This is a genomic window from Streptomyces sp. CB00316, from assembly GCF_001905595.1.
Taxonomy (GTDB): Bacteria; Actinomycetota; Actinomycetes; order Streptomycetales; family Streptomycetaceae; genus Streptomyces.
Genome location: NZ_LIXI01000008.1, coordinates 1 through 23,548, shown reverse-complemented (window position 1 = coordinate 23,548; position 23,548 = coordinate 1). Strand labels below are relative to the sequence as shown.

The following is a 23,548-nucleotide window of genomic DNA, read 5'->3' as shown; positions in this document are numbered from 1 at the left end:
CGACAATGGCGCAGGAGCGGGTCGCGGAGACGGACCGGATCGCCTGCCGGCCGACCGGCGGCGCCCCGGAGCCCGTACGGCGGTGGACCGCACCGGACGGCCGTACGCCGCCGCCCCTCTCGGTCGACCTGGAGGTGTGGATGACGAGCCTCGCCCACCAGCTCACCCTGATCGAGTCCTCGCTGACTCCGCCACCGGGCCCGGACCCGCCCCCCCAACCACGCCGTCGCGGCGTCGAACAGCACCCGGGCCGGCCACTGAAGCACGTGCGGACCGGCACGGTCGGCGCGCCGGCCGGCTCAGGACATGGCGGCCCGCTGCGCCCGGCTGCTGACCGCGATCCGGGGCTGAGTCGATCCGCAGTCGGGCCCCGCCGCGTGCGACGGGGCACGACGTGAGCGGTGCGCGGTCAGCCGGTCAGGGCGAACGACTGGGCGGCAGCCCCGTCGCACGGCTGCTGGGAGAGCCGCGCACCATCGGCGGTGGAGGAGTTGTCGACGGTCAGGCACTTGCCGCTGTGGCGGGTGACGAAGCGGTACCGCCCGCTGGTGGCCAGCGGCTCGGGCCGCCACTGCTGGTTGGTGAGCCCACGTAGGACCAGAGGTGGACCTTGGTGCCGTCGGCGGTCGCCCCGGCGCCGCCGTCCACGTCCCAGACCTTCGCGTTGTGCCGGTTCACCACCTGGTAGTGGCCGCCGCTGGTCGGCCGGAACTGCCAGCTCTGGTTGGCCCCGGTGCCGCAGGCCCACTGCTGCAGCGCGGTGCCGTCACCGGTGCCCCAGTCGGTAGGGGTAGCCGCGGCCGCCGATGGCGATGCGGTCGTCGGCGGTTGCAGCGGTTGGTGCAGTGCCCCTGGTGGGGGCCGCCGTTCTGGTCCAGGGCCAGGTTCCAGTTGATGACCGTCTCGCCGCCGTTGCGCATGTTCTGTACGACGAGGTTCTCGGCGTGCCACTTGAGGGTGTCGCCGAACGTGGTGACGGGGTTCGCGCTGTCGGTGCCGGAGCACTCGGTGAAGAAGACCCGCTTCCCGCCAGCGCAGGGCCCTGAGCTCGGAGCCGAGTACGCGCAGCCGGCCGTCGATCGCCGGCTCCAGCGCATCGGCCGTCGCCGGGCGTACCGGAGCCGTGGCCGCGACAGTGGACCACCGGCTGCACGCCCCTATTGACTACGAGCGGGCCGCCGAGGACGTGAGCGCCGCGGTGGAGCGGGTTGCGGGCCGACCCACGGGTCGACGCGGACCGGATCGCCCTGTGGTTCTTCTCGGGCGGCGGCCCCTCACAGCGGACTGGCTGGCCGCACCCCCGGCATGGCTGCGCTGCCTGGCCGCCAACTACCCGATCATGGCCCTGCTGCCGAGCTGGGGGGTGGTGGACGCCCGCTTCCGCCCGGTGCGGGCGGTCGCCCGGGCGGGGAAGCTCCCGATCGTGCTGGTCCGGGCGGGCCGGGAGATGGCCGGGATCGCCGCGACCGTGGAGCAGTTCCTGAACCGCGGCCGAACGCTGCGGGGCCGACGTCGAGGTGGTCGACGTACCGGAAGGGCGCCACGGTTTCGAGACCCTCGGCCCGACGGACGAGGCACGTGACGCCGTACGCCGGGCGGTCAGGCGGTGCTGGCCCGCCTGACCGCCTGGATACGGGATTACTCGATGACCAGCTCGACGGCTATGTTCCCCCGGGTCGCCTTGGAGTAGGGGCAGTAGGCGTGGGTGGCCTCGACCAGCTGCTGCCCGACCTCTCCGGTGAGGGAGTCCGGCAGCTCCACGCGCATGACGACCGCGAGACCGAAGCCGTCGCCGTCCTTGCCGATGGAGACCTCGGCGGTCACGGAGACGTCCTTCGTGTCGAGCTTCATCTCGCGGGAGACGGCGGCCATCGCGCTGGCGAAGCAGGCCGCGTACCCGGCCGCGAAGAGCTGCTCGGGGTTGGTGCCCTTGCCGTTGCCGCCGAGGGCCGGGGGCAGGGCGAGGGGCAGGTCGATCTGGCCGTCCGAACTCACGGCACGGCCCTCGCGGCCGTTGGCGGTTGCGGCAGCGGTGTACAGCGCGTCCATAGGGTGACCCTCCTCGTCGGGGCCGCGAACGGGGTCGGTCGCGGTCACTTCCATAAAGATGGCACACGATTTAGTTGTGCACAACTCAATGACGTGACCGGCGGTACGCTGGCTCCATGACGCCTGCTCCCAACCCCTCGCCCCACCTGCCCGACCTGTCCGACCGGTCGGACCGCCCCGACCTCCCCGGCATCCTCCCGGCCGTGCCCGACGCGGAACTGCTGCGGCTCGACCACCAGGTCTGCTTCTCGCTGCATGCCGCGTCGCGTGCGTTCGGCGGCTTCTACCGGCAGGCGCTCAAGGGCGTCGGCCTCACCTACTCCCAGTACCTGGTCATGCTGGTCCTGTGGGAGGACGGCCCCCGGTCGGTCAAGGCCATCGGGGAGCGCCTCCATCTGGACTCCGGGACCCTCTCGCCTCTTCTGAAGCGGCTGGAGGCGGCCGGACTGGTCCGGCGCGAGCGCAGCCGCGAGGACGAACGCTCCGTCCTCGTCGAGCTGACCGGTGAGGGCGTGCGGCTGCGGGAGCGGGCGCTGTCCGTCCCCCGGGGTGTGCTCACCGCCACCGGCCTGTCGGTGGAGGAGGTGCTCGGGCTCCAGGAGGTCCTCGGCCGCCTGACCGCCGCACTGGGGGAAGCCGCCGATGCTCATTGAAGGCGCGGGGCTCCCTCGGCCAGCCGCAAGAGTGTGACAGCTTTAATTGTCATTGGCGCAAGATGACAGTTACTCTTGTCGCATGAATGAATCGACGGCCATCCCCACCCCGGCCAGGAACGACGAGAACTTCTGGACCTTGGTCATGACACCGGTGCAGCCCGCCTGGAGCGAGCCCGGCGATGGCGACTCGTTCGCCATGGACGAGAAGGTGCTCGACGCGGTCGGCGCACTGGCCGAGCGGATCTCGACGCGCGCGCTGGCCTACCGCACCGCCGGCGAGCCGTTCGACGCCGCGCTCATGGCCGCCCCCGACGTGCAACTGGCGACGCTCCGGGCCCTGTACGAAGCCAAGCTGTCCGTCGACCGGCTGGCCGAGAGCGCGGCCACCGCGGCGGGCCGCAGCGGAGCCAGCTACTCCCAGCTGGGCGCGGCCTGGGGCGGCATCAAGCGCCAATCCGCCCGCCTCAAGTGGCCGCACGCGGTCGTCAAGAGGTCGGCCGGCGAGTCCGTGCCGCTCCGGTACGCGGGTGGCTCCGCCGTCATCCACCACGACCCGGGCGTGGACGCCTGGTGGTACACCGCCACGGCGGCGGACCGGCAGGAGGAGGAGTCCGAGGCCGTTCACCGCACTTCGGCTGAGGCCATCGCCCGGGCGACCGAGTTCCTCCTGACGCACGCCGGGCCCGCGCCGCGGCAATCCGCATGACCCGAGCCGTGGACGCCCGACGCGACGACAGCCCCGACGAGCCCCGGCGGGAGCGCCTGGCCCGTAGCTTCGACGAGGGCGCGGAACTGTACGACCGGCGGGGCTGCCGCGCCGCCACGAGCGGGACCTTACCTGCACCACGTCCGGCTACCTGGAGCTGCTGCGGACCTTCTCCGGTCACCGGGCGCTTCCGGAGGCAGCCGGGAACGGGCTGCTGGGGTGCGTCGAGGCCCTGATCGTGGGGCGGTACGGAGGCAGGGTCACCAAGCGCTACCTCTTCGAACTGGCGGTGTCCCACCGGATCTGACGCCCCGGCGCGCCCCGGCCGGCCTCGGACGGAGGTCGGCCGGGGGCCGGGCGCCCGTGGTGCCGGCTGATGTTCTTCTCCAGCAGGGCGGTCGAGGCCCGCACACCGACCAACCCCCACGGGTCGCACCCCACGGTTCGCACCGCACCACCGATCGCGCCGCATCGGTCACTCCGACGGGCACGGATCAGGATCCGTGACCAAAGCTCCAGGCCTCGATGTCGCGGTAGCGGATCGGCCCCGGGCCGCGGCCGATGTTGCTGCCGACCAGATGGAGCCGTTCGGCCTCCCACACGCGGCCGGAGAACGCGGCGAGTCCCTCGGCGACCTCCACCGCGGCGCGGTGGTCGCCCCGGCGGGAGCGGGCCAGCGTCAGATGGGGTCGCAGCGGCCGGTCCGGGAAGGAGACACCGCAGGCCCTGACGACGTCGCGAACGTCGGTGGCCAGCCGGTGCAGCCCTTCGAGGTCCCCCTCGATCCCGCTCCACAGGACCCGTTCGTCGAAGTGCCCACCGCCGTGCAGCGCCAGCCGCAGGGGCCTGCGGTGGGCGGTGAGTTCGGCGAGCGGGGGCATCAGGAGCGGGACGGTGGTGAGCGGGAGTTCGTGGAGGAACGCCAGGGTGATGTGCCAGTCCTCGATCCGGTTCCAGCGCAGGCGCGGGTACTCCGCGTAGGCCGGACCCAGCGCCCGCGCCAGTTCGTGCTTGGCGTCGTCGGGCGGGGCAAGGGCCAGGAACACGCGGATCGTCGTGGCCTGGTCACGCTCGTCCACAGCGGACTCGGCAGCGGCTTCGGGCGGTTCGTTCACCTGCCGTACCGTACGTGCCGGTCCTGCCCCCGGTACAACACGGGGCTCACCCACGGACCCGTGGTCGCCGGTGACGTCATGGGCGGGGCTCCGAGCCGCGCGAGGACGCGCCGTCGGCGTACGGCCTGATTCAGGCCCCGCTCTCCTGTCCGGTTCAAGCCGTCGGCGGCCCGGTGGTCACGTCCGGCGCGTACCGGGCGCCCCTTGGGAGCTGAGCCGATGCGGCGCGGTTCGAACGCGTACGAATGGCACCGGCCAGATCAACGGCCCCACTGAGCTGGCCGGTCTACCCGTCGACCAGATAGGTGCCTAGGGCATCCAATAGTCGGGAGACGCGGAACGACCGGCTCCGCGCGCACGACCGAGCACTGCGAGGCGACCCGATCCCATGACGGCATCCACCACGGACCCGGCCCGCCAGAACCTCGGCCCGACCGACGCGACCAGCCCGACCAGCCCGACCAGTCCAAGCGGCCCCGCAGCCACTCCTGCCCCCGCGACGTCCTTCCCCCAGGACCGGGGATGCCCGTACCACCCGCCCGCCGGGTACGCGCCGTTGCGCGACGAACGCCCGCTGAGCCGGGTCACCCTCTTCGACGGACGCCCGGTCTGGGCGGTCACCGGACACGCCCTGGCACGCCGACTGCTGGCCGACCCGCGCCTCTCCAGTGACCGCGGCCACCCGGACTTCCCCGTCCCGGCCCAGCGGTTCGCGAACGCGCAGCAGCGCCGCGTGGCTCTGCTCGGCGTCGACGATCCCGAGCACAACACCCAGCGCAGGATGCTCATCCCGGCCTTCTCGGTGAAGCGGATCGGCGCACTCCGGCCGCGTGTCCAGGAGACCGTGGACCGCCTGCTCGACGCGATGGAACGACAGGGGCCGCCGGCCGAACTGGTGAGCGCGTTCGCCCTGCCGGTGCCGTCGATGGTGATCTGCGCCCTGCTCGGCGTGCCGTACGCCGACCACGCGTTCTTCGAGGAACGCTCGCAGCGGCTCCTGCGCGGCCCGGGAGCCGACGATGTGGACAGGGCACGCGACGAACTCGAGGAGTACCTGGGCACGTTGATCGACCGCAAGAGGACCGAGCCGGGGGACGGCCTCCTCGACGAGCTGATCCACCGGGACCACCCGGACGGACCGGTCGACCGCGAACAGTTGGTCGCGTTCGCCGTGATCCTGCTCATCGCGGGGCACGAGACGACGGCGAACATGATCGCGCTCGGCACGTTCACGCTGCTGCGCCACCCCGAACAGCTGGCGGCGCTGCGGGCCGGCGGGACCACGACCGCCGTGGTGGTCGAGGAGTTGCTGCGCTTCCTGTCCATCGCCGACGGCCTGCAGCGCCTGGCGATCGAGGACATGGAGGTCGCCGGGACGACGATCCGCAAGGGTGAGGGCGTGGTCTTCTCGACCTCGCTCATCAATCGCGACACCGACGTGTTCCCCGGCGCCGAGACGCTCGACTGGGGCCGCTCCGCTCGCCACCATCTCGCCTTCGGCTTCGGCATCCACCAGTGTCTGGGCCAGAACCTGGCCCGCGCCGAGCTGGAGATCGCGATGCGCAGTCTGTTCGAGCGGCTGCCCGGCCTCAGGCTCGCCGTGCCCGCACACGAGATCCGCCAGAAACCGGGGGACACGATCCAAGGGCTGCTGGAACTGCCCGTGGCCTGGTGAGCGGCGTGAGCGTCCAGGTCGACAAGGAACGGTGTGTGGGGGCCGGCATGTGTGCGCTGACCGCGCCGGACGTGTTCACACAGGACGACGACGGCCTCAGCGAGGTGCTCCCGGGCCGGGAGTCGACGACCGGGACCCATCCGCTGGTGGGGGAGGCCGTGCGGGCCTGCCCGGTGGGGGCGGTGGCCCTGTCATCCGGCTGACGTGCCGCCGCTCCACCGCCCCGTGACGCAGCGGGGGCCGCCCCCTGGGGCCGGCCTCCCGGGGTCAGCGGTTCTCCGCTGCGAAGGGCCCGCCGTCGCCGAACGCGAGGCCGGCGAAGCGCTCGGCGATACGCCGGTGGGTGGCGGGGTCCGGGTGCAGGTCGTCGGGGAGCGGCAGTTCGGCGTGGTCGGTCGCGTCGTAGAGGGCGAGGCCGTCGAGGTGGTGCAGGTGGGGATCGGTGGCGGCGCGCTGTCCGACGAGCCGGGCCAGCTCGTCCCGGATGACGGTGAGCGTCAGCTTCCCGGCGGCGGTCTCCGCGGGATTCCCGGTGGCGATGAACCGTAGCCGCCCCTCGCTCATCGCGCTGAAGTCCGGGGCGCACGGGCCGGGCGTGTTCTCGTGGATGGGGCAGTGGATCGGCGAGACGACCAGCAGGGGCGTGGTGGGGTGCCCCTCGCGGATGGTGTCGAGGAACCCGTGGACGGCCGGGCCGAAGGCGCGCAGCCGCATCAGGTCGGCGTTGACGAGGTTGATGCCGATCTTGACGCTGATCAGGTCGGCGGCGGTGTCCCGTATGGCACGGGCGGTGAAGGGGTCGAGGAGGGCGCTGCCGCCGAACCCCAGGTTGATCAGTTCGGCCCCGCCGAGAGCCGCCGCCAGGGCCGGCCAGGTGCCGGTCGGGGTGGCGGCGTTGGAACCGTGGCTGATGGAACTGCCGTGGTGCAGCCAGACCGGCCGGCCGCTCGGCCGCGGGGCGCGGACGGGCGCGTCGGTGCGCAGGGCGACCAGCTGGGTGGTCTCGTCGTGCGGCAGCCAGATCTCGATGCGCTTCTCGTCGTCCGGCAGGCCGGTGAACCGCAGGGTCTCCACGGGACCTGGGCGGGTGTGCGCGGTCCCCGAGGCCAGGTCGAGGGTGACCGTGTCGCCGTCGGGCGCACTCGCCCGGCCCGCGAGGTGACCGTCCACGAGGAGCTCGTACACCCCGTCGGGACTCGACGGCGCTCCCGGGTAGACCCGCTTGGTGGCGACGACGTCCAGCTCGACGGCGGTGGCCCGGCTGTGGAAGGCCAGCCGGACCCCGGAGGGCTGCGACTCGGCCGTGGCCAGCTGTCCGTCGGGGATCTGTTCACGGGCGTGGGCGGGCAGCCGGTGGGGCAGTACGCCGCGTTCGGTGCGCTCCAGGTCGAGGGCGCCGCGCAGGAAGTCGAGGGTGATGGGGGTGACGGTCCACTCGTGCCGGGTGTTCATCTTCTGGACTCTCCTCGCGGGTAGGGGTCAGGAGGGGGCGGGCCAGTTGCGCAGCAGGGCGTCGAGTGCGCCGAGGATCTCGGTCCAGCTCTCCTGGGAGACGGGGGAGCTGTGGCTGAAGCCGCCGGCCGCCTCCAGGCCGACGTATCCGCTGAAGACGCTGCCGAGCAGCCGTACGGCATGCGTCTGCTGGGTCTCGTCCAGCTCGTAGCCGCGCAGGATGGCCCGCATCATCTGGGAATGCCGTACGCCGGCGCTGGCGGCTGCCGCATCCGCGTCGAGTCGGAACTGTGCTGCGGCGAAGCGTCCGGGATGCTGGAGGGCGTAGCCGCGGTACGCGTTGGCGAAGGCGCTGAGAGCGTCCTTGCCGGCCCGCCCGGCGATCGCGGCGGCCGCCACGTCGGCGAGCTCCTCCAGAGCGAGCAGTGCGATCTTCGTCTTGAGGTCGTGGGCGTTCTTGACGTGCGAGTACAGGCTCGCGGTCCTGACGCCCAATTGCCGGGCGAGCTCGGATGGGGTCACCTGCTCGAAGCCGATCTCGTCCGCGAGGTCGGCCCCCACTCTCACCACGCGCTCCGCGGCCGGTCCTGCCTTCGCCATGGCACCCTCCGAACACTTCCCCGTGATTACCTAAGAGAATATACATTTGCCTAATAATTTTAGGCAAATTAGCGTGACTGTCATGAAGCCGCTGACCGAGCAAGAGATCCGTAACGCCTTCGTGAACTGCACCAAGGGCGAGGCCAAGCGCCTCAACATCCCCCGCGATCTGGCCGAACGGCCCTGGGGCGACCTGGACTTCCTGGGCTGGCGCGACCCCCAGGCCCCCGACCGGGCGTACCTCGTGGCCGGCTGGGGCGACCGTCCCATCGGCATCCAGCTGCGCTCCTCGGACGCGGGCTCCTGGCAGACCCGCCGCAGCATGTGCTCGATGTGCGTGACCGTCCACACCGGAGGCGTCTCCCTGCTGGTGGCCCCCAGGTCCGGGAAGGCCGGCCAGCAGGGGAACTCGGTCGGCGCCTACATGTGCAGCGACCTCGCCTGCTCGCTCTACGTACGCGGAAAGAAGGACGCGGGCATCGGTGCACGGCTCAGCGAGTCGCTCACCCTGGAGGAGCAGATTCGGCGGACCGTGGCGAATCTCGCCGCGTTCATCGCCAAGGTGACCGGATGACCCCCGCGGGCGAGCGGGCCTTCGCACTGTGGCACGGGCCTTCGGCGGCGAGCTTGCGAGTGGTTCACCGCCGAGCTCACCCCGCCGCGGGCCCCGAGTTCACGCGCCGTCTGAACCGGCACGTGGTTCCGAGACGAGAGCCTCGGCGGCTCCACCGTCCGTCCCGATGCGAACGGGAGCTGATCCGCGCGACCCTCGAAGTCCCCCGAGGGCGCGTAGCAACTGGTCGTCTTCCTCCTGGCGACGAAAGAACGGCCCGCGCCGTCGACCGGCTCGGTGGCCGATCGCCCGCACGGCTGGGAGCCGTCTGGACCACCTTCGGGTACGCCGTCGGCGTGTCGCCTTCACCGGCCGACGGCGTACCCGAGGTCACGGCAGATGCTTGCGGGCCGCTTCGACGGCGTCCGTGACGCTCTCCACGGCACTGCTCGCTACGTCGCCGACCCGGCCGACGGCAGCGTGCGCCTGGTGGGCGACGGCGTCGGAGGCATGACCGGTGGCGTGGCGGGTGCGGTAGGCGAGCGAGGGTTTGCCGTGGGTGTCCGCGGCGGCGATGAGGAGCCCGCCGAGCAGGGACGCGTTCTTGAGGAACTGGATCCGCTGAGCCGAGCGCTTCTCCGGGTCCTCGATCGTCCAGAAGCGGTGGGCGGCCAGGGTGGTCGGCACCAGGGACACGGCGAGAGCCGCCGAGGCCAGCCGGGGTGCGCGCCCCAGCGCGAGCAAGATGCCCGCACCGAGCTGTACCGCGCCGTTGAGGCGTACGAGGCTCTCGGGGTCTTCCGGCAACAGGGACGTCCGCCGTCCGATCGCCGAGGAGACGCGATCGGTCACGGGTTCGGCGACAGGGACCAGGGGCGCGGGATCGCGCACCGCGTCGTATCCGCCATTGACGAACATCGAGGCCAGCAGGGGTCGGGCGACTTTGCGCAGAACAGTCATGACGGTCGGCTGCCCCGCGATGCGGAGAAGCACACGCTTCCATGCCCGGCGTCCGTCGTTCGGCGGCAGTTCGCAGAGGGCCTCCCCTCCTGCCCCGTCTGGCGCCGCGTGGCGTCATGAGCAGGCACCGTGGCGCCATGTGGTGCTGGGTAGCACCATAAAGGCTTGCCAGTGGCGCCATTTTGATGTCACTATGGCGTCATGGATCTCACCCCCTATGTCGACTCCCTCCGCCGTGAACTCGCGGTGGCCGCCGAAGCCGGTGGCGACGAAGCCCGTGCGCTGGCGGAGAGGCTCACCGCCCCTCTGGAGTCGGCGACCAGGCTGACCATGCTCCATGTGCTCTCCGCCGCGATGGACGAGGTCACGCGCGAACTCGCCCCCGGTTCGGTCGATGTGCGGCTGCGCGGGCTGGACCCCGACTTCGTGGTGACACTGCCGCAGACCGGCGACGGGGTCACCGCGGAACCGACCGGGCCCGCCCAGCCGCTCAAGGTCCCGGCCGACGGTGACGAAGGCGCCGTCGCCCGGGTCAATCTGCGTCTGCCGGCCCGCCTCAAGGCCCGTGCCGAGGAGTCCGCGGCCGGTGAAGGGCTGTCGGTCAACGCGTGGCTGGTCCGGGCGGTGGCGTCCGCGGTCGACGGCGGTGCCCGGCCGCGTACGACGGAGAGGACCCGGGCCGTCGGGCAGAGCTTCACGGGCTGGGTGCGCTAGCCGCCCCGGCTCCGTACCCCTGCCGCTCCGTACCACTGCACGTACACACCACGTCCCACCAGCGGGGACGTCCCCAGCACCCACGAGGACGGCACAGCCATGCCTACTTTCGACACTCCCGAACCGATCTCCGTCACCGCGCACGTGGAGGTCGGCTCCATCCAGTTCACCGCGGGCGACGGACCCGCCACCATCGTGGACGTACGGCCCCGGGACCCGAAGCGGGACCAGGACGTGCGGACGGCCGGTCAGACCGGGGTGACGTACGCGGGCGGCGCGCTCGCCGTGAGGACGCCCAAGCCCGGACTGCTCGGCCGCACCGGCACCGTCGATGTGACGGTCGGACTGCCCGCGGGATCACGCGTCGAGGTGACCGGTGCCTGGCTCCAGGTGCTCGGCGAGGGCCGACTCGGCGAGGTCCGCGTGAAGACGTCGTCCGGCGATGTGCGTCTCGACACGACCGGCCCGCTGAAGCTGACCGCGTCGCACGGCTCGATCACCGTGGACCGGGTCGAGGGCGCGGCCGAGATCACCACCAGTTCCGGGAGCGTGCGCGTCGGCCTCGTGGACGGCCCCGCCGTCCTGAAGAACTCGCACGGCACCACGAGCGTCGAGACGGCCAGGGGCGACCTGCGGGTGAGCGGAGCCAATGGCGACATCATCATCGCGCGCGCCGAGGGCCCGGTCGCCGCCACCGCTGCCAACGGCACCCTGCGTGTCGCCGAAGTGTCCCGCGGGGCGGTGCAGTTGGAGACCTCCTACGGTGCCATCGAGGTCGGCGTCCGCGAGGGCACCGCCGCCTGGCTCGACGTCAGCTCGGACTCCGGCCAGGTGCGCAACACGCTGACCGAGTCGAAGGCCCCGGATGAGGGCGCGGACACCGTCAGGATCCGCGCCCGCACCCGGTACGGCAACATCGACGTCCGCCGCGCCAAGCGCTGACCCGGCGGGAGCCGCGCCAAGGGCTCGCCGGCTTCCCCCTCCAGCCACCGCTTTCCGCATCATTCGCACGCGAAGGGGAGAACCCCATGTCCCTACCTGTCATGCCCACATCCAACAGGGGCGGCGTTCATCCGCGACCGCCCGCGGTCTCCGCCATCGGTCTGCGCAAGGCGTACGGCGGCCACACCGTCCTCGACGGCGTCGATCTGCACATCCCGGCAGGATCGGTGTTCGCACTGCTCGGGCCGAACGGCGCCGGCAAGACCACCCTCGTCAAGATCCTCTCCACGCTCATCACCGCCGACGGGGGACAGGCCCAGGTCGCGGGCCACGACATCACCGCCTCCCCTGACGGGGTACGGGCCGCGATCGGCGTCACCGGGCAGTTCTCCGCCGTGGACGGGCTGATCACCGGCGAGGAGAACATGCTCCTCATGGCGGACCTGCACCACCTGCCGGGACGCGAGGGGCGCCGGATCGCGGCGGAACTGCTGGAGCGGTTCGGCCTCACCGACGCCGCGAGGAGACCCGCGCAGAGCTACTCCGGCGGAATGAAGCGCCGCCTCGACATCGCCATGACCCTCGTCGGCGCCCCGAGGATCATCTTCCTCGACGAGCCGACCACCGGCCTGGACCCGCGCTCCCGGCACGCCCTGTGGCAGATCATCCGCGAGCTCGTCGCGTCCGGCACCACCGTCTTCCTCACCACCCAGTACCTGGAGGAGGCCGACCAGCTCGCCGACCGTATCGCGGTGCTCAACGACGGGAGGATCGCCGCCGAAGGCACCGTGGAAGAGCTGAAGCAGCTCGTCCCCGGTGGTCACGTACGGCTGCGCTTCCTCGGCCCGGCCGCGTACCGGAGCGCCGCCGCCGTGCTCGGCGACACCGTCCGGGACGAGGACGCGCTCACACTGCGGATCCCCAGCGACGGCGGCCAGCGCGAGCTGCACGCCCTTCTCGACCGGCTGGACTCGGCCGGTATCGAGGCGGACGAACTGACCGTGCACACACCCGACCTCGACGACGTCTTCTTCGCCCTGACCGGCTCCACGATGCCCGACCGGACCGACCGGCCCGACCAGCCCAAGGAGACCGCCCGATGAGCTCTCTCTCCCTCGCCGTACGCGACTCGTCCACGATGCTGCGCCGCAACCTCCTGCACGCGCGGCGCTATCCCTCCCTCACCCTGAACCTACTGCTCACGCCGATCGTGCTGCTGTTGCTCTTCGTCTACATCTTCGGCGACGCGATGAGCTCGGTCATCGGCGGCGGGGACGGTCCGGACCGCTCCGCGTACCTCGCGTACGTCGTCCCGGGCCTGCTGCTGATGACGATCGGCAGCACCGTGGTCGGCACCGCCGTGTCGGTGTCCAACGACATGACCGAGGGCATCATCGCCCGCTTCCGCACGATGGCGATCCACCGCCCATCGGTGCTCGTCGGCCACGTCCTCGGCAGCGTGCTGCAGTCGGTCATGAGCGTGATCCTCGTGGGCGTCGTCGCCGTGGCCATCGGCTTCCGTTCCGCCAACGCGACCGCCCTGGAGTGGCTGGCGGCATTCGGGCTGCTCGTACTCTTCGCCACCGCGCTCACCTGGATCGCGGTCGGCATGGGCCTGGTCAGCCCGAACGCCGAGGCCGCGAGCAACAACGCGATGCCACTGATCCTGCTGCCACTCCTCTCCAGCGCCTTCACGCCGGTCGGCTCCATGCCCGGCTGGTTCCGGCCGATCGCCGAGTACCAGCCGTTCACCCCCGCCATCGAGACCCTGCGCGGTCTGCTGCTCGGCAGCGAGATCGGTGGCGACGGGTGGCTCGCCGTCGCCTGGTGCCTGGGGCTCGCCGCGCTCGGCTACTTCTGGTCGGCCGCCAAGTTCGACCGCGACGCGGGATGACCGCCCCTGCCCGGACGACGGAGCCCCGTCGTCCGGGCAGGGGCGGGTTCAGCGCGCGGTGCGTGCGCGCCGGAAGCCGGCCCCGGCGGGGCTATCGTTCATGCCACGGTCCACTTCTGGTTGGCGGCGCCGGTGCAGGTCCACAGCTGGGCGCGGGTGCCGTTGGCGGAGGAGTTGCCGGTGGCGTCGAGGCACTTGTCGGCCGGCATGGAGACGATGTCCCGGGCGGTAAAGATGCCCCACCGCTGGGCCGCCGTCCCGTTGCAGTCCCAGAGCTGGACGAGGGTGCCGTTGGCGGTGGCCCCGTCCTTGGCGTCCAGGCACTTGCCGAGGGCCCGGACGGTGCCGTCGGAGCGGACGTCCCACTGCTGGGCGCCCGTCCCGTTGCAGTCGTAGAGCTGCACGGCGGTGCCGTTGGCGGAGCTGGCACCCGCGACGTCGAGGCACTTTCCGCCGAGGCCCCGGATGGTCTTGGTGCCGGTCGGCGGGGTGGTGGTATCGGTGCTCACGCGCACGTAGTCCACGACGAGCTGCTGCGGGAAGCGGGTCGAACCGTCGGGGTCACCGGGCCAGTAGCCACCGACCGCGAGGTTCAGGATGAGGAAGAAGGGCTTGTTGAAGACCCACTGCCGGCCGCCGAGGTCGGCGGGGGTGCGGGTCTGGTAGACGTTCCCGTCCACGGACCACCTGATGGAGTCGGGGCTCCAGTCGATGGCGAAGGTGTGGAAGGCGTCCGCGAAGGCCGCGCCGCCGGGCAGGGTGTAGCCGGCGCCGATGCCGCCGGAGCCGGAGTAGCCCGGTCCGTGCAGCGTGCCGTGTACGGTGCCCGGCTCGAAGCCGACGTTCTCCATGATGTCGATCTCACCCGAGGTGGGCCAGCCGACGTTGCCGAAGTCGTTGCCGAGCATCCAGAAGGCGGGCCAGACGCCCTGGCCGCGCGGGAGCTTCATGCGGGCTTCGACGCGCCCGTACTGGGCGGTGAACTTCCCGGCCGTGTTGAGTCGGGCCGAGGTGTACTCGCACCGCCCGTACCAGCAGGTGTAGTTGGCCGGGTTCTCTCTCTTCGCCGTGATGACGAGGTTGCCCTGACCGTCGAGCGCGGCGTTGTTCGTACCCGAGGTGTAGAACTGCCGCTCGTGGTTGTTGACGTTGTCGCCGGTCTCCAGCTGCCACCTGGAGGTGTTGACGCCGGAACCGGCCGGGCCGTCGAAGTTCTCGTCGAAGGTCACCGCGGCGGGGGCGACCGTACCGGAGTCCGGGACCGGGGCGGCCTGCGCGGCGGTGGGGGAGAGGGAGGCGAGGGTGAGACAGGCGGCAGCGGCCAGCCAGGTGAGGGATCTGTGGCGCCAAGGCGTACGCACGGGGCATCACATCGCTTTCGAGGGGTGTGAGGGGACGGGGAAGAGCGAGTTCACTGCGACGTGTGCATGACGGAACGTCGGACGCGCTGACGGCCGTGTCGTGGACACGAAGTGAAGTGATGTGGGGATCGCCGGGACAGCAGCGTTCAACAGTTGGCGATACTGATTTAAGGAGCGCGCCGCAGACCCGTCAAGACGTTCGTCTGGACCAGTTCCCTTCGCCGTGGGTCGACTTGGCGTCCTGCCCTCACCGACCGACGCGAGAGCGGCCCTCCTGGTCCCGGTTGCGCGGTTCTCACCTCCCTCGGCCGAGGGGCCCAGCGCCGGTCTCTTTGTCTCCCCAGTAGAGAAAGTTGGGGCCAGGTACGTCAAAGGGCTTTCTGGTCCGCGGAAAAGCCATTACCTTCCTGCTCTGTACCGAACGACAAGGCCTGAGTGCTCCTCCCTCCCCCCGGGAGCACCCATGCCTCCGGCGCGACGGCGCGCGCCTGTGCTCCAGACCTCACCCCGTCACCACACGGAGGATGCGCGTGCACAGGAGACTCCCCCGACCCGTCGCGGCGCTGGCCTGCGCCTTGCTTGCCGCAGCGGGTGCCCTCACCACACAGCAGAGACCCGCCGCAGCGGCGCCCGAACCCGTGACAACCATCGCTGCCGACGAGTTCCAGCAGGTCACCCTCGCCAAGGGGGTGACCGAGACCGGCGAGCCCATGACGCTCGCCGTGCTGCCCGACCGGTCCGTCCTGCACACCTCACGGGACGGCACCCTCCGCCTCACCGATGCCGCGGGCACCACGAAGACCGCCGGGAAACTGGACGTCTACTCGCATGACGAAGAGGGTCTGCAAGGCGTAGGCGTGGACCCCGAGTTCACCACCAACCGCTTCGTCTACCTCTACTACGCGCCGAAGCTGACCACCCCCTCCGGCGACGCGCCCGCCAACGGGTCCGCCGCGGACTTCGCCCCCTTCGACGGCGTCAACCGGCTCTCGCGCTTCGTCCTCAGAGCCGACGGCACCCTCGACATCGCCGGCGAGAAGAAGGTCCTCGACGTCCCCGCGAGCCGCGGCCTGTGCTGCCACGTCGGCGGAGACATCGACTTCGACGCGCAAGGGAACCTGTACCTCTCCACCGGCGACGACAGCAACCCCTTCGCCTCCGACGGCTACACCCCCATCGACGAGCGGGCGAACCGCAACCCCGCGTACGACGCGCAGCGTTCCTCCGGCAACACCAACGACCTGCGCGGCAAGGTGCTGCGGATCAAGGTCGCCGCCGACGGGAGCTACACCATCCCGTCCGGCAACCTCTTCGCACCCGGAACCGCGAGGACCAGGCCGGAGATCTACGCCATGGGCTTCCGCAACCCCTTCCGGATGAGCGTCGACAAACCCACCGGCACCGTCTACCTCGGCGACTACGGCCCGGACGCGGGCACGGCGAACGCCGGACGCGGACCCGCCGGACAGGTCGAGTTCAACCGGATCACCAAGGCCGGCAACTACGGCTGGCCCTACTGCGTCGGCAACAACAGCCCCTACGTGGACTACAACTTCGCCACCTCCACCTCGGGCGCCACGTTCTCCTGCGCCGCACCGAAGAACACCTCGCCGAACAACACCGGGCTGACCGACCTGCCCCCCGCCCAGCCCGCCTGGATTCCGTACGACGGCGCCTCCGTCCCCGAGTTCGGCAACGGCTCCGAGTCACCCATGGGCGGGCCCGTCTATCGCTACGACGCGGCCTCGGCCTCCCCGGTCAAGTTCCCGCAGAGCTTCGACGGCGACTACTTCGCCGGCGAGTTCGGCCGCAAGTGGATCAAGCGCATCGAGCAGGGCTCCGACGGCACCGTACAGTCGATCAACGCGTTCCCCTGGCAGGGCACCCAGGTCATGGACATGGCCTTCGGCCCGGACGGCGCGCTGTACGTCCTGGACTACGGCACCGGCTACTTCAACGGCGACGCCAACAGTGCCGTCTACCGCATCGAGTACGTCACCGGAGGCCGCGCCCCGCTCGCCAAGGCAACCGCGAACCGCACCTCGGGCCAGGCCCCGCTGGCCGTGGCGTTCTCCTCGGCCGGAACCTCCGACCCCGACGGCGACCCCCTCACGTACGCCTGGAAGTTCGGTGACGGGTCCACCTCGACGGCCGCGAACCCCTCACACACCTACACCGCCAACGGTCGCTACACCGCCGAACTGACCGTCTCCGACGGCACCGGCAACACCGCCACCGCCTCCGTCATCGTCACCGTCGGCAACACCGCGCCCACCGTCACCCTCGATCTGCCCGCCGACGGCTCCATCATCGATCCGGGCGCGGCCGTTCCCTTCAAGGTCACCGTCACCGACCCCGAGGACGACACGATCGACTGCTCCAAGGTGAAGGTCACCTTCATCATCGGCCACGACAGCCACGGCCACCCGCAGACCTCCGCCACCGGCTGCTCCGGCACCGTACAGACCATCGCCGACGGTGAGCACGACCCCAACGCGAACATCTTCGGCGTCTGGGACGCCGAGTACACCGACAAGGGAGCGAACGGGCAGCCCGCCCTGACCACGCACGACCAGAACATCAGCCAGGGCAGCAAGCGCCAGGCCGAGCACTTCGGCGGATCCGCCGGCATCCGGATCGTCGACAAGGCCACGGCGAACGGCGGCAGGACCGTCGGCCACATCGACAACAACGACTGGATCTCCTTCACCCCCTACATCCTCGGCAACGCCACCAAGCTGACCGCCCGGGTCTCCTCCGGCGGTGCGGGAGGCACGCTGGAAGTACGGGCAGGCTCACCCGCCGGCACGCTGCTCGGCTCGGCCGCGGTCCCGGTCACCGGCGGCTGGGACACGTTCCGGGACGTGAGCGCGGACCTGACCGACCGCCCGGCCGCCACCACCACGCTCTACCTCGTCTTCAAGGGCGGCAGCGGCTCCCTCTTCGACCTCGACGACTTCACCATCACCACCACCGGGGCCGCCGCGCCCGGCCGCGACCTCAAGGGAATCGGCGGCAAGTGCGTCGACGTGGCCAACGGGTCGAGTGCGGACGGCACGCAGATCCAGCTCTGGACGTGCAACCAGACGGCAGCCCAGAAGTGGACGGCCGGCACGGACGACACGCTGCGCGCCCTCGGCAAGTGCATGGACGTCAGCGGGGCGGGCACGGCCGACGGTACGAGGATCCAGCTGTACGGGTGCAACGGCACGGGCGCCCAGAAGTGGGTGGCGCAGCCTGACGGCACGTTGAAGAACCCGTCCTCCGGCAAGTGTCTGGACGCTTCCGGAGCTTCCTCGGCCGACGGCACCAAGCTCCACCTGTGGACCTGCCACACCGGCGCCAACCAGAAGTGGACCCTGTCATGAACCGACGCCGCACCCGCCTCGCCTGCTGGGCCGCCGGCGCCCTGCTCGGCGCCGCCGCCCTGCCCACGGCGGTCTCCACGGCCTCCGAACCGGCCCCGGCCGCCCCCGCCCGCGCGGCTACGGCCGCCGCCGACCCCGCGTACGACGTGCTGGTCTTCTCCAAGACCGCCGGATTCCGCCACTCCTCCATCGACGAAGGCGTCACCGCCCTGCGCCAGCTGGGCGCCGCCAACAACTTCACCGTCACGGCGACCGAGGACGCCGCCGCCTTCACCCCCCCGAACCTCACCGGCTACGAGGCGGTGGTCTTCCTCTCCACCACCGGCGACGTCCTCAACGCCGCCCAGCAGACCGCCTTCGAGGGGTACATCGAGGCGGGCGGCGGCTACGTCGGCATCCACGCGGCGGCCGACACCGAGTACGACTGGACCTGGTACGGCGGCCTGGCCGGCGCCCTGTTCAAGTCCCACCCGCACATCCAGCCGGCCACCGTCAAGGTGGAGGACCGCGCCCACGACGCCACCGCGCACCTCGGCCCCACCTGGCAGCGGACCGACGAGTGGTACGACTACCGCACCAACCCGCGGAGCTCGGCCCGCGTCCTGGCCTCGCTCGACGAGTCCACCTACAGCGGCGGCACCATGGGCGGCGACCACCCCATCGCCTGGTGCAAGGACTACCGGGGCGGCCGCGCCTTCTACACCGGCGGCGGCCACACCGAGGAGTCCTACGCCGACCCCGCCTTCCGCCGCCACCTGCTCGGCGGTATCCGCTGGGCCGCGGAGATGACGGAGGCCGACTGCCGCCCGGAGACCGGCTACACCACGCTCTTCGGCTCCTCGGGCACCACCGGCTGGCAGCAGGCAGGGCCGGGCTCGTTCACGCACGCGAACGCCACCCTCACCTCCCAGGGCGGTCTGGGCCTGTACTGGTACCAGGCCAGGGAGTACACGTCGTACTCCCTGAAGCTCGACTGGCGTCAGAGCGGGGACGACAACAGCGGCGTCTTCGTGGGCTTCCCCGCCTCCGACGACCCGTGGTCGGCCGTCAACAACGGCTACGAGATCCAGATCGACGCCACCGACACCCCCGACCGCACCACCGGTTCCGTCTACGGCTTCAAGTCCGCCGACCTGGCGGCCCGGGACGCCGCCCTGAACCCGCCGGGGGAGTGGAACACGTACGAGATCCGGGTCGAGGGCGAACGCCTCCAGCTCTTCCTCAACGGCCGCAAGATCAACGACTTCACCAACACCGACCCCGCCCGCAGCCTCCAGCGGGGGCACATCGGCCTGCAGAACCACGGCGACGGCGACGACGTGTCCTTCCGTAACATCCGCATCAAGGAACTGGGAGGCGCGACCGGCCCAAGGGAAGGCGCCGTCAAGGGAATCGGCGGCAAGTGCGTCGACGTGGCCAACGGGTCGAGTGCGGACGGCACGCAGATCCAGCTCTGGACGTGCAACCAGACGGCAGCCCAGAAGTGGACGGCCGGCACGGACGACACGCTGCGCGCCCTCGGCAAGTGCATGGACGTCAGCGGGGCGGGCACGGCCGACGGTACGAGGATCCAGCTGTACGGGTGCAACGGCACGGGCGCCCAGAAGTGGGTGGCGCAGCCTGACGGCACGTTGAAGAACCCGTCCTCCGGCAAGTGTCTGGACGCTTCCGGAGCTTCCTCGGCCGACGGCACCAAGCTCCACCTGTGGACCTGTCACACCGGCGCCAACCAGAAGTGGGTTCTCCCCGGCTGAGCGAACCTCTCGACTCCGGGGCCGCCGCGGGAGGCGGTGACCCCGGACCCGGCCGCCACACGGGGCCGGTGACGGCGGCGGGGCGCAACGCCGAAACGCACCGCCGCCGTTCTTCGCCCGGTGGGACGGCCTCACACGCTCCTCCATGAGCCGGCCACCCGCATGCGTGTCCCATCTCCTTTGTGAGTTAAAAGAGTTGAGACATGTTCGTTGACAGCTCTCCCGCGCGGCAGGATTCTGAGAGCGCTCTCACGTTCAAGGTGATGCGCACACCGTTCCACCCACGGATCCAACCGCTGAGGAGGACGAGCATGCCCGCTCCCTGGAGAAGCCTCGCTTCACTGACCGCCGCGTTGGCCCTCGCCGCGGGCCTGACCACCGTCGTCGGTGAGACCGCCGCCGAGGCGGCGGTCCCCGCGACCATTCCCCTGACCGTCAGGAACGACTCGGGCCGCGGTGAGCAGATCTTCGTCTACAACCTGGGAACGGAGCTCTCGACGGGCCGTCAGGGCTGGGCCGACGCCAACGGTACGTTCCACCCCTGGCCGGCCGGGGGCAACCCGCCCACCCCGGCACCGGACGCGTCGATCACCGGCCCGCGCAGTGGACAGTCGATGACGATCCGGATGCCGAAATTCTCCGGCCGGGTCTACTTCTCGTACGGCCAGAAGCTCGTCTTCAAGGTCACCACCGGTGGTCTCGTCCAGCCCGCCGTCCAGAATCCGAGCGACCCGAACAGGAACATCCTGTTCAACTGGACCGAGTACACACTCAACGACGCGGGCCTGTGGATCAACAGCACCCAGGTCGACATGTTCTCCGCTCCCTATTCCGTCGGAGTCAAGGCCCCCGGCGGAACCGTCAAGACCACCGGCCGCCTCAAGCCGGGCGGATACAACGCCGTCTTCGACTCACTCAGGAACCAGGCCGGCGGCTGGGCCGGTCTCATCCAGACCCGATCCGACGGAACCGTCCTGCGCGCTCTGTCCCCCGGCCACGGCGTCGGTGCCGGCGTCCTGCCGCCCGCCACCTTGAACGACTACGTCAACCGGGTCTGGAGCCGCTACGGCACCTCCACGCTGACGGTGACCCCGTTCGCGCACGAGCCGAACACCAAGTACTACGGCCGGGTCTCCGGGAACGTCATGAACTTCACCAACAGCGCCGGTGCGGTCGTGGCCTCTTTCCAGAGGCCGGACTCGGACAGCGTCTTCGGCTGCTACAAGCACCTGGACGCCCCCAACGACCTGGTACGCGGCCCGATCTCCCGCACCCTGTGCGCGGGCTTCAACCGATCCACCCTGCTGACCGCCCCGAACCAGCCGGACAACACCGCGGCGAACTTCTACAAGGACCCCGTCACCAACCACTACTCCCGCGCCATCCACGCACAGATGGTGGACGGCAAGGCGTACGGCTTCGCCTTCGACGACGTGGGCGCCCATGAGTCGCTCGTCCACGACGGCAACCCGCAGGAAGCCCTGATCACACTCGACAGGTTCAGCTGACACCTCCTCGTTCCCGGGCCGGGTGCGCCGCGGACTGCTCCCAGTCGTACCGGAGCGAGAGGAGACCGCTCGTACCCGGTCAGGGAAGCCCGGCGCGCCTGACCGCGCCTACCCGGGCTCGTGTCGGACGGTGAGGCGGCGTTGGCCGAGAGCCGGGCCATCGACCTTTCGGCCTTCCAGCGGTACGGACAGAGTCGTTCGCCGGACTCGTTGCCGGGCCGCGCGATGCGCGCGACGAGCCCGCGCTCGCACGGCCGGTCCAGGTGTCGGCACGGTGGCGGACGGAGGACCTCGCCGCCGGCAGCGACGACCCGCGTCCACGTCGTCGCTCACTACGTGCCCGGGGCGCCGGGCCGGTCGAGTGCGATGGTCCAGTGCCGGAGCAGAGCAGTGGGCATGGTGGCGAGTCGAGGAGGTGCCAGGCTCACTGGGCGATGCCACCACTGCCCTGTGGGCCTGCTGTCGCGCTCAGTCGCACCCGCTGTGACCGAGCGGCGTACGTGGCTCCTCCGGCCAACCGTGCGCTTACCTCGGGAAGATCTTGGCAGTCTCCTGTGGCGGGCCACTGCTTGTGGCTCGGCTGGGCGTTGTCTTGAATCCGGTCATGCAGGCGACTGCTGAGACGGCGGCGAGGAGGAGGAACAGCGGTTCGTAGCCGCCGAGGGGCACGGCCAGGGCGGCGCCGGCGAACGGTGCGAGGGCTGTTGCTGTGTGGGCGGGTGCGGTGAGGAGCCCGGAGAGGCGGCCGTAGTGGGTGGTGCCCCAGCGGTCGGTGATGGCGGTGGCCTGGAGGAGGGTGAGGTTGCCGCGGACCGCGCCGGCCGTGATCGATACGGCGATGAGCAGGCCGTACGGGCCCGGCACTGCGGCGAAGGCCGCGGTGGTCAGTCCACCGAGTGCGATCAGGGTCGTGGTGCGGGCCGAGGCGGTGGTGCGGCGGGCGAGGGCTGCGTACAGGGTGCGGCCGAGGGTCTGTCCGACGCCGCCGATGCCGAGGACCCAGGCAGCCTGGGTGGTGGTGTATCCGCGCTCCAGGAGGAGGGGGACGAGGGCGACGAGGACGGCGTACATCGCGAAGCCGGACAGGGTGAAGGCGGCGGCGAGGAGCAGGAACGGGCGGCTGCGCTCCACTTCGCGCGCGTCAGCGGGGCCCGCCCCGGGGCCCGCCCCGGGGCCGGCTCCGGGGGCGGGGCCGGTGGGGGCGTCGGGCCAGGGTGCCTTGAGTGCCAGAGCGTGGGCGGGGATGGTGAGGGCCAGGATGCCGGCGAGCACCAGGTAGGTGTGGCGCCAGGTCAGGTGCTCGGCCAGGGCTGCGGCCAGGGGTGCGAAGACGGTGGAGGCGAGGCCACCGGCGAGGGTGAGGATGGTGAGGGCGCGGATGTGGTCGGGGGCCCACCATCGAGTGAGAGCGGCGAACGCGGGCTGATAGAAAGTGGCGGCCATCGCGAGCCCGGCGAGCGCCCAGCCGGCGATGAACACGGGCAGGTTGGGGGCTGTGGCCACGATCAGCACGCTGATGACGCCGAGTACGGAACCGGCGGTCATGACGGTACGAGGGCCGCGTCGGTCGAGGATGCGGCCGACGCGTATCCCGGCGAGGGCGGACACGACAAGACCGAGCGAGAACGCCGCGGTGGTCGCCCCTGCCGACCAGCCGGTCGCGGTGGTGATCTGCGGGTTCAGGACGGGGAAGGCGTAGTAGACGATGCCCCAGCTGATGACCTGCGTGGCGCACAGTGCGGGGAGCACGGCGCGGGGCCGTGAGCGGACGTCGGATCCGGTCACGGCCCCGCGCTCGGGGGTGGTGCGGCCGGTCACGAGCCGCAGCAGCCGTCGGCCGTGGCGGCGACCGGTGCGCCGCCGAGCTGGACCAGGGTGGGTTCCGGCGTCGTGCAGGAGTCTTTGGTGTCGCTGGGGGCCGGGTCGTCGAAGAGTCCGGCTCCGCCGCAGACTCCGGTTTCGGGGAGGGTGAGTTCGGTGCGGTCGGCTGCTTCGAGGTCGCCGGCGAGGGCGGCGGCGACGGAGCGGACCTGTTCGTAGCCGGTCATGGCGAGGAAGGTCGGTGCGCGGCCGTAGGACTTCATGCCGACCAGGTAGATCCCGGCTTCCGGGTGGGAGAGTTCGTGGTGGCCGTGGGGGTAGACGGTGCCGCAGGAGTGCTGGTTGGGGTCGATCAGCGGGGCCAGTTCGGTCGGGGCCTGGAGGCGTTCGTCGAGGTTGAGGCGGAGTTCGTCGAGGAAG

20 protein-coding genes and 4 pseudogenes are annotated in these 23,548 nt (G+C 71.0%); 15 read left to right on the top strand and 9 right to left on the bottom strand.

Annotated features, from left to right (window positions below; all coding sequences use genetic code 11):
- The first annotated feature begins 5 nt into the window (after positions 1–5).
- On the top strand, positions 6–398 hold the full coding sequence (locus AMK21_RS34425; RefSeq protein WP_107429964.1) for a hypothetical protein: 393 nt from the start codon (positions 6–8) through the stop codon (positions 396–398).
- Between the two features lie 11 nt (positions 399–409).
- On the opposite strand, the pseudogene AMK21_RS33800 reads toward AMK21_RS34425, so the two are convergent.
- Positions 410–1,028 (bottom strand): annotated as a pseudogene (locus AMK21_RS33800) (RICIN domain-containing protein); the annotation flags it as partial.
- Positions 1,029–1,093: 65 nt separating this feature from the next.
- Here AMK21_RS33800 and AMK21_RS22280 point away from each other — a divergent pair.
- A pseudogene (locus AMK21_RS22280) lies at positions 1,094–1,690 on the top strand (alpha/beta hydrolase); the annotation flags it as partial.
- Here the strand turns inward: AMK21_RS22280 and AMK21_RS22275 are convergent.
- Entirely contained in the window at positions 1,639–2,049 is a 411-nt protein-coding gene (locus AMK21_RS22275; RefSeq protein WP_073880652.1) for an Ohr family peroxiredoxin, read from the bottom strand. The pseudogene AMK21_RS22280 and the gene AMK21_RS22275 sit on opposite strands and share 52 nt — an antisense overlap.
- Positions 2,050–2,165: 116 nt before the next feature.
- Here AMK21_RS22275 and AMK21_RS22270 point away from each other — a divergent pair, with 116 nt between their 5' ends.
- The 3 genes and pseudogenes from AMK21_RS22270 to AMK21_RS36165 form a co-directional block, all read left to right on the top strand.
- Positions 2,166–2,702 carry a MarR family winged helix-turn-helix transcriptional regulator gene (locus tag AMK21_RS22270; RefSeq protein ID WP_073880650.1) on the top strand — a complete coding sequence of 179 codons (537 nt, stop codon included), beginning with the start codon at positions 2,166–2,168 and terminating at the stop codon, positions 2,700–2,702.
- A gap of 82 nt (positions 2,703–2,784) precedes the next feature.
- The gene (locus tag AMK21_RS22265; protein WP_073880648.1) at positions 2,785–3,411 is read left to right on the top strand and encodes a hypothetical protein; all 627 of its coding nucleotides are present in this window, start codon (positions 2,785–2,787) and stop codon (positions 3,409–3,411) included.
- A gap of 109 nt (positions 3,412–3,520) precedes the next feature.
- A pseudogene (locus tag AMK21_RS36165) lies at positions 3,521–3,718 on the top strand (SAM-dependent methyltransferase); the annotation flags it as partial.
- Positions 3,719–3,905: 187 nt separating this feature from the next.
- Here AMK21_RS36165 and thpR read toward each other — a convergent pair.
- Complete coding sequence (thpR, locus tag AMK21_RS22255; protein WP_073880646.1) at positions 3,906–4,526, bottom strand: RNA 2',3'-cyclic phosphodiesterase; 621 nt, start codon at positions 4,524–4,526, stop codon at positions 3,906–3,908.
- Positions 4,527–4,914: 388 nt separating this feature from the next.
- On the opposite strand from thpR, the gene AMK21_RS22250 reads away from it, so the two are divergent.
- Positions 4,915–6,201, top strand: coding sequence for a cytochrome P450 (locus tag AMK21_RS22250; protein ID WP_073880644.1), 1,287 nt, complete (start codon positions 4,915–4,917; stop codon positions 6,199–6,201).
- Positions 6,198–6,404 carry a ferredoxin gene (locus AMK21_RS22245; RefSeq protein WP_199863262.1) on the top strand — a complete coding sequence of 69 codons (207 nt, stop codon included), beginning with the start codon at positions 6,198–6,200 and terminating at the stop codon, positions 6,402–6,404. Before AMK21_RS22250 ends, AMK21_RS22245 begins: the two co-directional genes overlap by 4 nt.
- A 64-nt stretch (positions 6,405–6,468) precedes the next feature.
- Here the strand turns inward: AMK21_RS22245 and AMK21_RS22240 are convergent, their stop codons facing one another.
- Both AMK21_RS22240 and AMK21_RS22235 read right to left on the bottom strand, forming a co-directional pair.
- Positions 6,469–7,653: a GDSL-type esterase/lipase family protein gene (locus AMK21_RS22240; RefSeq protein ID WP_073880642.1), complete on the bottom strand. Its 1,185-nt coding sequence runs from the start codon at positions 7,651–7,653 to the stop codon at positions 6,469–6,471.
- 27 nt (positions 7,654–7,680) lie between these two features.
- Positions 7,681–8,253, bottom strand: a complete 573-nt coding sequence (locus AMK21_RS22235) for a TetR/AcrR family transcriptional regulator (RefSeq protein WP_073880640.1) — start codon at positions 8,251–8,253, stop codon at positions 7,681–7,683.
- 82 nt (positions 8,254–8,335) lie between these two features.
- Between AMK21_RS22235 and AMK21_RS22230 the strand changes: the two genes are divergently transcribed.
- Positions 8,336–8,827, top strand: coding sequence for an FBP domain-containing protein (locus AMK21_RS22230; protein WP_073880638.1), 492 nt, complete (start codon positions 8,336–8,338; stop codon positions 8,825–8,827).
- A gap of 369 nt (positions 8,828–9,196) precedes the next feature.
- Here the strand turns inward: AMK21_RS22230 and AMK21_RS22225 are convergent, their stop codons facing one another.
- Positions 9,197–9,766, bottom strand: coding sequence for a DoxX family protein (locus AMK21_RS22225; RefSeq protein ID WP_073881134.1), 570 nt, complete (start codon positions 9,764–9,766; stop codon positions 9,197–9,199).
- A 201-nt stretch (positions 9,767–9,967) separates the two neighbouring features.
- Between AMK21_RS22225 and AMK21_RS22220 the strand changes: the two genes are divergently transcribed.
- The 4 genes from AMK21_RS22220 to AMK21_RS22205 all read left to right on the top strand — a co-directional run bounded on the left by AMK21_RS22220 (position 9,968) and on the right by AMK21_RS22205 (position 13,316).
- The gene (locus AMK21_RS22220) at positions 9,968–10,480 is read left to right on the top strand and encodes a hypothetical protein (protein ID WP_073880636.1); all 513 of its coding nucleotides are present in this window, start codon (positions 9,968–9,970) and stop codon (positions 10,478–10,480) included.
- A 99-nt stretch (positions 10,481–10,579) separates the two neighbouring features.
- A complete protein-coding gene (locus AMK21_RS22215; protein ID WP_073880634.1) occupies positions 10,580–11,422 on the top strand; it encodes a DUF4097 family beta strand repeat-containing protein in 843 nt (280 codons plus the stop codon).
- Between the two features lie 101 nt (positions 11,423–11,523).
- Complete coding sequence (locus AMK21_RS22210) at positions 11,524–12,525, top strand: ATP-binding cassette domain-containing protein (protein WP_073880632.1); 1,002 nt, start codon at positions 11,524–11,526, stop codon at positions 12,523–12,525.
- Positions 12,522–13,316: an ABC transporter permease gene (locus AMK21_RS22205; protein ID WP_073880630.1), complete on the top strand. Its 795-nt coding sequence runs from the start codon at positions 12,522–12,524 to the stop codon at positions 13,314–13,316. The genes AMK21_RS22210 and AMK21_RS22205 overlap by 4 nt, the downstream gene beginning before the upstream one ends.
- Positions 13,317–13,414: 98 nt before the next feature.
- Here the strand turns inward: AMK21_RS22205 and AMK21_RS22200 are convergent, their stop codons facing one another.
- Positions 13,415–14,677: a glycoside hydrolase family 16 protein gene (locus AMK21_RS22200; protein ID WP_073880628.1), complete on the bottom strand. Its 1,263-nt coding sequence runs from the start codon at positions 14,675–14,677 to the stop codon at positions 13,415–13,417.
- A gap of 524 nt (positions 14,678–15,201) precedes the next feature.
- Between AMK21_RS22200 and AMK21_RS22195 the strand changes: the two genes are divergently transcribed.
- From AMK21_RS22195 to AMK21_RS22185, 3 genes are all read left to right on the top strand, one after another.
- On the top strand, positions 15,202–18,045 hold the full coding sequence (locus tag AMK21_RS22195) for a PQQ-dependent sugar dehydrogenase (protein WP_420712518.1): 2,844 nt from the start codon (positions 15,202–15,204) through the stop codon (positions 18,043–18,045).
- Positions 18,042–19,799 (top strand): ThuA domain-containing protein, encoded by a 1,758-nt coding sequence (locus tag AMK21_RS22190; RefSeq protein ID WP_073880625.1) that lies wholly within the window; start codon positions 18,042–18,044, stop codon positions 19,797–19,799. The genes AMK21_RS22195 and AMK21_RS22190 overlap by 4 nt, the downstream gene beginning before the upstream one ends.
- Before the next feature lie 311 nt (positions 19,800–20,110).
- On the top strand, positions 20,111–21,307 hold the full coding sequence (locus tag AMK21_RS22185) for a glycoside hydrolase family 64 protein (RefSeq protein ID WP_073880623.1): 1,197 nt from the start codon (positions 20,111–20,113) through the stop codon (positions 21,305–21,307).
- 525 nt (positions 21,308–21,832) lie between these two features.
- Here AMK21_RS22185 and AMK21_RS22175 read toward each other — a convergent pair.
- Together AMK21_RS22175 and AMK21_RS22170 are read right to left on the bottom strand one after the other, a co-directional pair.
- Positions 21,833–23,125, bottom strand: a complete 1,293-nt coding sequence (locus AMK21_RS22175; protein WP_073880621.1) for an MFS transporter — start codon at positions 23,123–23,125, stop codon at positions 21,833–21,835.
- Positions 23,122–23,548 (bottom strand): annotated as a pseudogene (locus AMK21_RS22170) (flavoprotein); the annotation flags it as partial. The gene AMK21_RS22175 and the pseudogene AMK21_RS22170, both read right to left, overlap by 4 nt.

Bases quoted from the DNA above. Each gene is read 5' to 3' on its own strand.
- AMK21_RS22195 (WP_420712518.1), top strand. From the start codon at position 15,202: ATGCGCGTGCACAGGAGACTCCCCCGACCCGTCGCGGCGCTGGCCTGC.
- AMK21_RS22250 (WP_073880644.1), top strand. From the start codon at position 4,915: ATGACGGCATCCACCACGGACCCGGCCCGCCAGAACCTCGGCCCGACC.
- AMK21_RS22235 (WP_073880640.1), bottom strand. From the start codon at position 8,253: ATGGCGAAGGCAGGACCGGCCGCGGAGCGCGTGGTGAGAGTGGGGGCC.
- AMK21_RS22220 (WP_073880636.1), top strand. From the start codon at position 9,968: ATGGATCTCACCCCCTATGTCGACTCCCTCCGCCGTGAACTCGCGGTG.
- AMK21_RS22275 (WP_073880652.1), bottom strand. From the start codon at position 2,049: ATGGACGCGCTGTACACCGCTGCCGCAACCGCCAACGGCCGCGAGGGC.
- AMK21_RS22210 (WP_073880632.1), top strand. From the start codon at position 11,524: ATGCCCACATCCAACAGGGGCGGCGTTCATCCGCGACCGCCCGCGGTC.
- AMK21_RS22190 (WP_073880625.1), top strand. From the start codon at position 18,042: ATGAACCGACGCCGCACCCGCCTCGCCTGCTGGGCCGCCGGCGCCCTG.
- AMK21_RS22185 (WP_073880623.1), top strand. From the start codon at position 20,111: ATGCCCGCTCCCTGGAGAAGCCTCGCTTCACTGACCGCCGCGTTGGCC.
- AMK21_RS22230 (WP_073880638.1), top strand. From the start codon at position 8,336: ATGAAGCCGCTGACCGAGCAAGAGATCCGTAACGCCTTCGTGAACTGC.
- AMK21_RS22270 (WP_073880650.1), top strand. From the start codon at position 2,166: ATGACGCCTGCTCCCAACCCCTCGCCCCACCTGCCCGACCTGTCCGAC.
- AMK21_RS22205 (WP_073880630.1), top strand. From the start codon at position 12,522: ATGAGCTCTCTCTCCCTCGCCGTACGCGACTCGTCCACGATGCTGCGC.
- AMK21_RS34425 (WP_107429964.1), top strand. From the start codon at position 6: ATGGCGCAGGAGCGGGTCGCGGAGACGGACCGGATCGCCTGCCGGCCG.
- AMK21_RS22215 (WP_073880634.1), top strand. From the start codon at position 10,580: ATGCCTACTTTCGACACTCCCGAACCGATCTCCGTCACCGCGCACGTG.
- AMK21_RS22240 (WP_073880642.1), bottom strand. From the start codon at position 7,653: ATGAACACCCGGCACGAGTGGACCGTCACCCCCATCACCCTCGACTTC.
- AMK21_RS22225 (WP_073881134.1), bottom strand. From the start codon at position 9,766: ATGACTGTTCTGCGCAAAGTCGCCCGACCCCTGCTGGCCTCGATGTTC.
- AMK21_RS22265 (WP_073880648.1), top strand. From the start codon at position 2,785: ATGAATGAATCGACGGCCATCCCCACCCCGGCCAGGAACGACGAGAAC.